Below are 10545 nucleotides of genomic sequence, written 5' to 3' on the forward strand. Positions count from 1 at the left end.
TGTTCCTGCGCCGCGCGGACGGCTGGCTGCTGCCCCTGGAGGTCGAGCGCTGGTGCGCGGAGCCCGACGCGGCGGACCGCACCGTGCTGCGCCGGTGCCGGGGGCCGGTACTCGACATCGGCTGCGGCCCCGGGCGGCTGGTGGCCGCGCTCGCCCCGTACGGCCGCCCCTGCCTCGGCATCGACGTGAGCCGGGCGGCGGTCGCCCGTACCGTCCGCACCGGCGGCCCGGCCCTGTGCCGATCGGTCTTCGAACCGCTGCCGGACGAAGGGCGCTGGGGCACGGCGCTGCTGCTCGACGGCAACATCGGCATCGGCGGCGACCCCCGGGCCCTGCTGGCGCGGGTGGCGCAACTCCTCGCCCCCGAGGGGCTGCTGATCGTCGAGGCGGCCGCGGCCGACGTCGACGAACGGGTCCGGGTGCGGGTGGACGACGGGCGCGGCCGGGTCGGCACGGCGTTCCCCTGGGCCCGGGTGGGCGCTCCCGCGCTGCTGCGCCACGCCCGGGCGGCGGGCTGGACCGCCGTCGAACGCTGGACGGCCCGGGGCCGCGACTTCATGACCCTGCGTCGCGCCGCCGTTCCCGGGCCCGCCACACCGCCGTCCTGACCGCCAGCCAGAGCGCGGAGACGGCGAACAGCCCGGCGGTGATCAGCAGCCAGCGCGGCCAGAAGACATCAGCGGGCAGCCCGGCCGAACGCTCGTAGCGGCTCCGCTGCGTCCCCGCGATCAGCGGGAACCACACCAGCAGCAACAGTCCCGAGACGAAGGCGGGCACCCGTACGAAGTTGACGTACGAGACGGGCGCCGGGACCGCCCGCTGGAGCGCCCGGTCGGCGAGCCCGTACAGCGGCAGCAGCACCAGGTCGTGCAGGACCGCGGCGCCGACGAGCCAGAGCACGATCCCGAGCCAGTCGCCGCGCAGCAGCCGCACCCCCGCGTAGGCGGTCAGCGCGAAGGAGCACAGCAGCAGGAGCAGATGCAGGGGCGAGTCGCCGTAACCCCGCCGAAAAAAGGAGCGCCTCATGCTGTCTCCCCGAAGCTCAGCCGGGCCACCCACTTGGTGTTGTGCACGCCCGGGGCGTTCGGGACGATGACGCGCGCCGGGTAGCCGTGGTCCGGCGACAGGTCCGCGCCGCCCACCCGCAGGGCGAGCAGGGAGCGCGGATCGCGGACCTGGTTGTCGCGCAGCACGACCGAGCGGAACGAGCCGTGCCGCTGGAGCGATTCGACGAGGACGCCCGGCGGCCGCTCGCCCAGGCCGACCAGCCCGGCGAGGTCGGACAGCCGCACCCCCTCCCACCGCTGGTCGGGTGTGGACCAGCCCTCGACGCAGGCGATCGGCAGCGCCGCCCCGTGCCGCGGCAGCCGCAGCACCTGCTCACGGGTGAGGACGACCTCACGGCCCGGGCCGCGCACCACCAGCCGCCAGCCGGGGCCGATGTCGCGGGCGCGGATGCCGACGGCCGCGGCGGTCTTGTTGATCTGGAAGCCGTTCGGCCCCCGGCCCGGCTCCCGGCCGTGCGGGGCGAGCAGCGCGGTGTTCCGCAGCGGCCCGTCGAGGCTCTGCCCGGCCGTCACCACCAGCAGCGCGGCCGAACCGGTGCCCACCATCGCGAGCGCGCCCCGCCGCGACAGGGTGGGCGGGGCGGGATCCGGGCTGACCAGACCGGTCTCGTCGGGCGGTTCCGGACGGGTGCGGGAGACGGGGGTGCGCAGCTCCGCCCGCAGATCGCGGCCGCGCAGCGCGCGCACCATGCGGGGGAAGCGGAGCGCCACGTGGACGGCGAACGCGGCCATGAAGATCCACGCCCCGTAGAAGTGCAGCGGGTAGAAGGACCCGGGAAAGACATACTCCAGCTGGACGTTGAGCACCCCGGTCACGAACTCGAACAGCCCGCCGCCGACCAGCGCGAGCAGCGACAGCCGCTCAAGACCGTGCCCGAGGGACCGCACCGGCGGCCGCTCGAACAACTTGGGGACGACGGACCACAGCTTGGCCAGCAGCACCGGGACCAGCACGACGCCGAGCGTGACGTGCACCCCTTGGGTGACGCGGTAGAGCCAGACGGGGTGGGTCGGCCAGGAGAAGAGGTAGAAGCCGAGCAGCCCCTTGTCCGGCGTCTTGTCGTTGACCGGCGACAGATCCGGGTTGTACGCGGCGTACGACAGCAGCCCGGTGACGAACAGCACCGGAATCCCGAACAGCAGGATCAGGCCGAAGACGGACGTCAGCCAGGGGCCGCGCAAGGGGCTTCGCCAGGCGGGGGAACGGTGGCTCATGGCACGACGGTATGGCCGCCGGACCGGTCCTCAGGGGCTCCGACGCATGACGAAACGCTGACGTCGTCCCCGTCGTCGGCATTCAGGGTGGCCGGATCTGACGGTTCGGTGACGTCACGCGCCGCAGCGGCCGTTCCGGCAGGTCACCGGCATAGCGTGAGGCCGTGAAGCTCCCCCTCCGCATCGATGACCCGACCGTCCGCACGCCGGACGGCGACGAGCGGACCGGCCGCCGCCGGGATGTGCTCGCCGCCGCTGCCGCCGCGCTCCTCTTCGCCGTCGCGGCCGTCGTCGGCACCCTGATCCAGCGGACCGACCACACCCTGTACGTCGACTGGGCGCCGCTGTACGCCGACTGGCTGCCCCATGCGGGCCCCGGCACGCCCGCCGCCGTGGCCCTCGCCGTGGCCGTCGTCGCCCATGGCCCGCGGATCGCGGCGACGCTGCCGTGGCGCCGGCTGCTGTGGGCGGGCTGGGCGACCGCGATGGCCTGGACCTGGGCGCTGGCGCTCGTCGACGGCTGGGGGCGGGGCGTGGCCGGGCGGCTGACGCAGCGTCATGAGTATCTGCGCGGCATCGACCGCTTCCACGACATCGGCGCCGCGCTCCGCGGCTTCACCGGGCACATCCTGATCACCCAGCCCGACCACTGGCCCGCGCACATCGCCGGGCATCCGCCGGGCGCCGTGCTCACCTTCGTCGGGCTGGACCGCCTCGGGCTCGGCGGCGGCGGATGGGCGGGGGCGTTCTGCATCACCGCCGGAAGCTCGGCGGTGGCCGCCGTCCTGGTCACGCTGCGCGCACTGGGCCAGGAGCGCGCGGCGCGCACCGCCGCGCCCTTCCTCGTACTGGCCCCGGCCGCGGTGTGGGTGGGGGCGTCGGCGGACGGCTACTTCGCGGCGGTCGCGGCCTGGGGGCTGGCACTGCTCGCGCTGGCGGCGACCCGTACGACCCGGGCGCCGGGCGCCGTCGCGCTGGCCGCCGGGCTGCTGCTCGGCCTCACCGCGTACGTGTCGTACGGGCTCACGCTCATGGCGCTGCCCGCCGCGGCCGTGCTGCTCCTCGCCCGTACGGTGAGGCCCCTGCCGTACGCGCTGGCCGGGGCGGCGGCGGTGGCGGGCGCGTTCACCCTGGCCGGTTTCGCCTGGTGGGAGGGGTACGACCTGCTGGTCGAGCGCTACTACCAAGGGGTCGCGGCGGACCGCCCCTACGGCTACTGGGTGTGGGCCAACCTCGCCAACGCGGCGATCGCGGCCGGGCTCGCCTCCGTCGCCGGGGCCCGCCGGGCAGTGGGGGCCGCGCCGGGTGCGGTACGGCGGCTGCGCCGCGGGGATCTGGGCGGTGAGGGCGGGGCGGACGGGCTCGTGGTGCTCGTGCTCGCCGCACTGCTCGCGCTGGCCACCGCCAATCTGTCCGGGATGAGCAAGGCCGAGACGGAGCGCATCTGGCTGCCGTTCGTGCTCTGGCTGCTTCCGGCCGCCGCCCTGCTTCCCGCACGTGACCTGCGCCGCTGGCTGGCGGCGCAGGCGGCTCTCGCGCTGCTCGTGAACCATCTGCTGCTCACCGGTTGGTGAGTGTCCGGCAGTGAGTAGCCGATGTGAAGAGCAGGTGATACTTCTGTGATACTGAGCGGGGCACACAACTGAACCGTTGCCAGGGGGCGGGACCCGTTGAAGGCGTTGAAGACCTTGAAGGCATCACAGTCCTTGAAGGCGTTGAAGGCATTATCGGCGCGGAACGCCTATGGCATGGCCGCGCCCCTGGGCGCGCTGACGGCCGTGGCCGTGGTCGTGGCGCTGCTCATTGCCCTGACCTCACCGGGCGATACGAGCGGCGCGGTGGACGGCAGCGTCCAGGCCGCCGCCCCCGTGCCGCGTGCGGACAAGGTCCCCAGGGGCACCAAGAAGAAGAACAAGTACGCCGACTGGGACGGCAAGGTGAAGGTGATCGGGGACGGCTCGACGTCCTACACCGGCCCCCAGCCGAAGCAGCAGAAGATCGAAAAGCTGAAGCCGGGGCAGAAGCCCCCGCAGTTCGTGGTCTTCTCCTGGGACGGCGCGCTGGAGAACGGCGATCATCTCTTCTCCCGCTTCCGTCAGGTCGCCAAGGAGAGCGACGCCCAGATGACGTTCTTCCTGAGCGGCATGTATCTGCTGCCCAAGTACAAGAGCAGCCTCTATCGGCCGCCGATGCACAAGCAGGGCGCGGCCGCCATATCCTTCCCCACCGACGGGCACATACGCGAGACGCTGGAACAGCTGCGCGGGGCGTGGCTGGACGGCAATGAGATCGGCTCACACTTCAACGGGCATTTCTGCGGCTCCAAGGGCGGCGGTGAGTGGACCACCCGGCAGTGGAAGAGCGAGGCCGAGCAGGCGTACTCCTTCGTGAAGAACTGGAAGACCAATACCGGTTTCACCGACATCGAGCCGCTGCCCTTCGACTACGACGAGGAACTGGTCGGTGGCCGCGCCCCCTGCCTCGAAGGACAGAAGAATCTGATCCCGGCCATCAAGTCGATGGGCTGGCGCTACGACGCGAGTTCTCCGGGCGACTTCCAGATATGGCCCTCCAAAATCGACGGCATCTGGAACTTCCCGCTCCAGCTGGTGCCGTACCCGGAGAGCGAGAAGCAGGTCCTCTCCATGGACTTCAATTTCCTCTTCAACCAGTCCGGTGACAGCACCGAGGGCGATCCGGCGAAGTACGCCGAATGGGAGCGGCTGACCCGAGAGGGCTATCTGAACGGTTTCGAGCGCGTCTACAACGGCAGCCGGGCACCGCTGTTCATCGGCAACCACTTCGAGACCTGGAACGGCGGCATCTATATGCAGGCCATCGAAGACGTGATGCGCAGCGTGTGCAAGCGCCAGGGTGTGCGGTGCGTATCGTTCAAGCAGCTCGCCGACTGGCTGGACGCGCAGGATCCGAAGGTCCTGGAAAAGCTGCGGATGCTCGACCCGGCGGAATCGCCGGACTGGAAGTCGTACACCAAGTAGCGATACGGCGAGAAGTAAAAGGCCCGGCCCGGTGTGTCGAAGGAAACGCACCGGGCCGGGCTTTTGTCTGTCTTCCGGTTACTTCTTCCCGGCCCCCGCCATATAGCGGGTCCAGATGTCCAGCGGATAGGTGTCGCTCGCCTTTCCGGTGGCGTCTCCGCCCATTCCCTTGAGCGGCAGCAGTTCCTGGGTCTTGGGGTCCACCCGCGACAGCGACACGGCCGTGGACACCTGGTCGGTGTAGCCCACGAACCAGGACGAGGTGCCGTCCTGCGCCGTGCCCGTCTTACCGGCCGTATCGGGCCCGACCACGGCCGCCTCCCGGCCGGTGCCGCCCTGGACCGCGCCGTGCAGCGCGTCGTCCACCTGCGCCGCCACCTGGGCGCTGAACGCCCGCTTGGCGCGGTCCTTGCGCAGGGCGAACTTCTCGCCGTTGCGGGTCAGTCCGCTCACCGAGAACGGCGGCACATGGGTGCCGTTCGCGGTGAACGTCGCATAGGCGCTGGCCATCCGGATGGAGCTGGGCGTCGCGGTGCCGAGCGAGAACATGGGCACGCGCGCGCCGAAGCTGCTGGGCAGCAGCCCCGCGTCGATGGAGGCCTGGCGGACGCGGTCGAGGCCGACGTCCATGCCGAGCTGCATCATCGGGGTGTTGATGGACTGGACGATCGCCTGGCGCAGGCTGACCTGCCCATAGGACTGCTCGCCGTCGTTCTCGCCGCGCACGATCTTGCCGCCGCGGTCCCAGTAGGGGCCCTCGGGGGTCTTCACGGCGACCTTGTTGTTGCCGTCGTAGAGCGTGGTGGGGGCGACGGGCGTGCGGGGGCTGTTCCGCTCCTTGAGCACGCCGTCGCGCAGCGCCGCCGCGTAGACGAAGGGCGTGAAGGCGGTACCGGCCGGGACGACGGAGGCGTTCGCGTCGTTGAAGCCCTGTTCCAGATAGCCGGGGCCGCCGTACAGCGCCTCGATGCGCCCGCCCGGCGTCACGGAGGCGGCGCCGATGCGTACGTACCGGTCCTCCCGCCGGTTCTTGGGGTCGAGGCCGTCGCGGGTCTTCTTCACCGAGGCGGCGAGCGCCTTGACCTTCGACTTCTCGAAGGTGGTGTGGATCTGATAGCCGCCCAGGTCGAAGTCGGCGTCGGAGATTTCGGTGTGGGAACTCACATACGCCTTCGCGGTCTCCACCAGATAGCCGACCTGTCCGGTGAGCCCGGCCGGCCGGGGCGCCGGATGGGGGTCGGGGAACGTGGTGTACCTCGCCCGCTCGGCCTTGGAGAGCTTTCCGATCTCGACCATCCGGTCCAGCACCCATTTCCAGCGCTCGACCGCCCGTTTGTGGTTCTTGGCACTGAGCGTCGGGTCGAAGGTTCCGGCGCCCTTGAGCAGTGAGGCGAGCATCGCGCCCTCGCTCGCGTTGAGCCGGGAGACGTCCTTGCCGTAGTAGGCGTAGGAGGCCCGCTGAATGCCGTAGGTGCCGCGCCCGAACCAGCTGGTGTTCAGATAGCGTTCGAGAATCTCCTGCTTGGTCATCCGGTCGTCGAGCTTGATGGCCATGAACATCTCGGTGAGCTTGCGGGAGAACGTCTGGCGCTGATTCAGATAGGCGTTCTTCACATACTGCTGGGTGATGGTCGAGCCGCCCTGGGTCTCACCGCCCGTCACCATCCGGGTCACGGCGCGCATCAGACCGCTCGGGGAGACGCCACTGTCCGAGTAGAAACTTGCGTTCTCGGCGGCGAGGATCGCCCACTGGACCTTTTCCGGCACCTTGGACAACGCCACCTCCTGACGGTTGACCGGGCCCGTGCGGGCCATCTCGGAGCCGTCGGCCCAGTAGTAGACGTTGTCCTGCTGGGTGGCGAAGTCGTTGAGGTTCTTGGGTATCTCGGTCTGCATGTAGAGAAAGCTCAGTACACCGGTCAGACTCCCGAGGCAGAACACGAAGAGGAGACCCATCTGACGCCACGACGGCAGCCACCGCCGCGCGCCCCGTCTCCCGGCCCGGGGGTAGTCGATCCGGATATGGCGGGCCGCCCAGCGACGCAGCTGCATCCCGCGCCCGGCCGACGACGGCTGCGGCTTACGGTGTGCGTTACGGCGGTGCTTCCCCATGGCATTGTTGCTGCCCAGCACGTGTGTTCCCCCACGCTCGCTCCGCGCGCGGGCGCGGCACAAAGGTGTGATCTTCCATCCCCCCAGACCACACGACCTTATTCTCCCTTCCGAACATCTGTCGCCACAGGGCCCCAAAATTTTGTAACAGTGCTGATATTCCGCAACTCACCGCCCCGCCACGGCCGTCGGAGACCGTGAAGGCGGGCGACCCGGAGGGCCCGCGGAGGGGCGTAGCGTGACACCCCGAAGCTCAAATGAACCTCTGAACCACAAGCGCCGTGGATTCGTCCTCCCCTCCAGGGGTCATTACCCCGACAGGTGAGAACGCCCGGCATGAGACCGGCAGGAGAAGGGGGAGCCATGACGCGTCTCGGTACCGGAATCGGCTGGCGACCGGAAATCGCCGAGGACATCGCGCGCCTGCCCGGCATCGACTGGGTTGAGGTGGTGGCCGAGAACGTCTGCCCCGGCCATGTGCCGGACGCGCTGCTGCGGCTGCGCGAGCGCGGTACGACGGTGGTCCCGCACGGCGTCTCGCTCGGCCTCGGCGGCGCCGAGCGGCCGGATCCCGAGCGGCTGAGCGCCCTCGCGGAGCGGGCGGAGGCGCTGGGCTCGCCGCTGGTCACCGAGCACATCGCGTTCGTACGGGCCGGGGGGCCGCTGACCGGGTCGCCCGCCATCGAGGCCGGGCATCTGCTGCCGGTGCCGCGCACCCGGGACGCGCTGGACGTGCTGTGCGAGAACGTGGCCATAGCCCAGGCGGCGCTGCCGGTGCCGCTCGCGCTGGAGAACATCGCGGCGCTGATCTCCTGGCCCGGCGAGGAGATGACCGAGGGGCAGTTCCTGGCCGAGCTGGTCGAGCGGACCGGTGTGCGGCTGCTCATCGACGTCGCCAATCTGCACACCAACCACGTCAACCGGGACGAGGACCCGGCCGCGGCGCTGGACGAGCTGCCGACCGAGGCCATCGCGTACGTCCATGTGGCGGGCGGGGTCGAACGGGACGGGGTGTGGCACGACAGCCACGCCCACCCGGTGACGCAGCCGGTGCTCGACGTGCTCGCCGAGCTGTGCGCCCGTACGACGCCGCCCGGGGTGCTGCTGGAGCGGGACGAGGACTTCCCGGCGGCCGAGGAGCTGGCGGGCGAGCTGGACGCGATCCGCGCGGTGACAACGGCCGGGGTGACGGCCACCGATGCCGGGCCCGCGCCGAAGCACCGTCCGAACGGAAACGGCATACCGGACATCGACGCCGCACGGGAGCGGCTGGCGCGCGCCCAGAGCGCGCTGCTGTCGGCGCTCGTCGCGGGCGGCCCGGTGCCGGAGGGCTTCGACCGGCGGCGGCTGGGGGTCCAGAGCCGGGCGCTGACGTCCAAGCGGGCCGGGGTGGTCGCCAAGGTCGCCCCCGAGCTGCCGGAGATCCTGGGCGACGGCTACCGGCGGGCGTTCGAGGGGTACGCCGACGGCCGCCCGATGACCGGCGCTACCGCCGCGACGCGATGGCGTTCGTCGAGCATCTGCTGGCGGCCGGTGACATCGGGGACGCGGCGACGCGGCGACGGCTCACGCTGTGGTGGCAGGAGCGCTCCGGACCCGCCCCGCTGGCCTCGCACCCGCTGGCGCGCTTCGCGCGCCGGGCCCGGCTCGTGCTGAGCGGGGGGTGACGGGCATGAACGCGATCGTGATCCTCGTGTACGTGCTGGTGGCCGTGGCGTCGGCCGTGATCATCACGGGCGTCGCACGGACCCGGCGGGCCGCCGCGGGAGCGCCGGAAACCGGCGTCGACGACCTCATGGAGGCCGCGTTCCTGGCGGGCGGGCCCGGCCGGGTGGCCGACACCGTGATCAGCGAGATGCACACCGACGGCCGGCTGGCGGTGGGCAGGCCCGGGGTGGTCTCGATACGGCAGCCGGTCGCCCGCACCCCGGTCGAGAACGCGCTTCTCGACGCTCTCACCAGCTCCCCGAACGGCGCCCTCGACCGGCTGCGCCGGGAGCTGATGCGCGCCCCGGAGGTGCAGGCCATCGGGGACGACCTGGCACAGCGCGGGCTGCTGATGCGCCCCGCCGCCCTCCGCCCGTGGCGGAACGCGGCGCGGGCGCAGGTGGTGGCCTGCTGGCTGGGCGTGCCCCTGGGCATCTGGCTGACCGTCCGGCAGAACATGGACGGGAACGGCGGGTTCCCGGTGATCTTCCTGATCCTTCCGGCGCTGTTCCTCGGCTTCGGGGTCGGCGGCATCTGCGCGAACCTGGCCAAGGGCCGGCTGACGTCGGCCGGGAGGCGGGCCCTGGACGCCTTCCGGAGGGACACCGAGATGGGCACCGCCGAGCGGCCCGGAGGGCTGCCCAGCGGGCACTGGTCGTCGGCGCCCGCCGTATCCTCCGCGAACTCCGCGGCGAGGGCGGCGCCCGCCGTCGCGGTCGCCGTGGCGCTGGGCGGCGCGACCACCATCGCCGCCGACACGGTGCTGCGGGACCAACTGCTCCAGGCGTATCGGGTGAAGGGCGCGTCCTCGGGCGACGGTTCGGGCTCGTCGGGCATCTCCGACTACTCCGGCGGCTCGTGGTGCGGCGGGGGCTCCGGGGGCTCCGGCTGCGGCGGCTCGTCGTGCGGAGGCGGCTCCTCATGCGGGGGCGGGGGCGGCGGCTCCGGCTGCGGCGGGGGCGGTTCGGGCTGCGGCGGCGGGGGCGGTGGCGGCTGCGGCGGAGGCAGCTGACCGCTCACGAATCGTGGCACCGAATCGTGCATATCGCGAAATCTGTGGCGCAGAAGCGGTCGGGTCCAGTAGAACTCGGCCATGTTGTGGGTCCTGTTCCTGCTCGTCGCATGGGGCTCGGCGGTCGTCAGCTGCACCCGCCTGTGCCTCGCCGCGGTCGCGGCCGCCCAGCCGATGGAAGCCGCCGCTGGTCCGCGGCCCGAGGGGCGGGCCCTGAGCCTGTATGAGGCGGCGTTCCTGGCGGGCGGGCCGCGGCGGGTCGCCGATCTCGCCCTGGTGTCGATGGCCCGTGAGCGCCGGCTGCTGCTCGCCCACACCGGCTGGGTCACCGTCGTGGACCCGGACGGCCGGGACGATCTCGAACGCTCGGTCATCGCCGCGATAGGGCCGCGGGGCCAGTCCCCCGTACCGCCGGTCCGCACCGCGCTGGCCG

The 10545-nt window shown here is 71.7% G+C and carries 9 protein-coding genes; 6 read left to right on the forward strand and 3 right to left on the reverse strand.

Annotated elements, in window-relative coordinates; translation table 11 throughout:
• A partial coding sequence (locus SSOG_RS11610) for a methyltransferase domain-containing protein (protein WP_063631557.1) occupies window positions 1-608 on the forward strand: 608 nt, incomplete at its 5' end.
• Here the strand turns inward: SSOG_RS11610 and SSOG_RS11615 are convergent.
• Together SSOG_RS11615 and SSOG_RS11620 are read right to left on the reverse strand one after the other, a co-directional pair.
• Window positions 556-1026 (reverse strand): hypothetical protein, encoded by a 471-nt coding sequence (locus SSOG_RS11615; protein WP_039937268.1) that lies wholly within the window; start codon window positions 1024-1026, stop codon window positions 556-558. The genes SSOG_RS11610 and SSOG_RS11615 overlap by 53 nt on opposite strands.
• Window positions 1023-2282: a molybdopterin-dependent oxidoreductase gene (locus SSOG_RS11620; protein ID WP_009714413.1), complete on the reverse strand. Its 1260-nt coding sequence runs from the start codon at window positions 2280-2282 to the stop codon at window positions 1023-1025. The genes SSOG_RS11615 and SSOG_RS11620 overlap by 4 nt, the downstream gene beginning before the upstream one ends.
• 164 nt (window positions 2283-2446) lie before the next feature.
• Between SSOG_RS11620 and SSOG_RS11625 the strand changes: the two genes are divergently transcribed.
• Both SSOG_RS11625 and SSOG_RS11630 read left to right on the forward strand, forming a co-directional pair.
• Entirely contained in the window at window positions 2447-3856 is a 1410-nt protein-coding gene (locus SSOG_RS11625; protein WP_009714414.1) for a hypothetical protein, read from the forward strand.
• A gap of 96 nt (window positions 3857-3952) precedes the next feature.
• Window positions 3953-5281 (forward strand): polysaccharide deacetylase family protein, encoded by a 1329-nt coding sequence (locus SSOG_RS11630; RefSeq protein WP_009714415.1) that lies wholly within the window; start codon window positions 3953-3955, stop codon window positions 5279-5281.
• 78 nt (window positions 5282-5359) lie between these two features.
• On the opposite strand, the gene SSOG_RS11635 is transcribed toward SSOG_RS11630, so the two are convergent.
• A complete protein-coding gene (locus SSOG_RS11635; protein WP_039940994.1) occupies window positions 5360-7333 on the reverse strand; it encodes a transglycosylase domain-containing protein in 1974 nt (657 codons plus the stop codon).
• 423 nt (window positions 7334-7756) lie between these two features.
• Between SSOG_RS11635 and SSOG_RS11640 the strand changes: the two genes are divergently transcribed.
• From SSOG_RS11640 to SSOG_RS11650, 3 genes are all read left to right on the forward strand, one after another.
• Entirely contained in the window at window positions 7757-9049 is a 1293-nt protein-coding gene (locus tag SSOG_RS11640; protein WP_425385410.1) for an MbnB/TglH/ChrH family RiPP precursor modification enzyme, read from the forward strand.
• 16 nt (window positions 9050-9065) lie between these two features.
• Window positions 9066-10112: a TIGR04222 domain-containing membrane protein gene (locus SSOG_RS11645; RefSeq protein WP_106516622.1), complete on the forward strand. Its 1047-nt coding sequence runs from the start codon at window positions 9066-9068 to the stop codon at window positions 10110-10112.
• 81 nt (window positions 10113-10193) lie between these two features.
• Window positions 10194-10545, forward strand: a 352-nt coding sequence (locus SSOG_RS11650) for a TIGR04222 domain-containing membrane protein (RefSeq protein ID WP_009714419.1), incomplete at its 3' end; no start/stop codon positions are given.

This window comes from Streptomyces himastatinicus ATCC 53653 (genome assembly GCF_000158915.1).
GTDB lineage: Bacteria > Actinomycetota > Actinomycetes > Streptomycetales > Streptomycetaceae > Streptomyces > Streptomyces himastatinicus.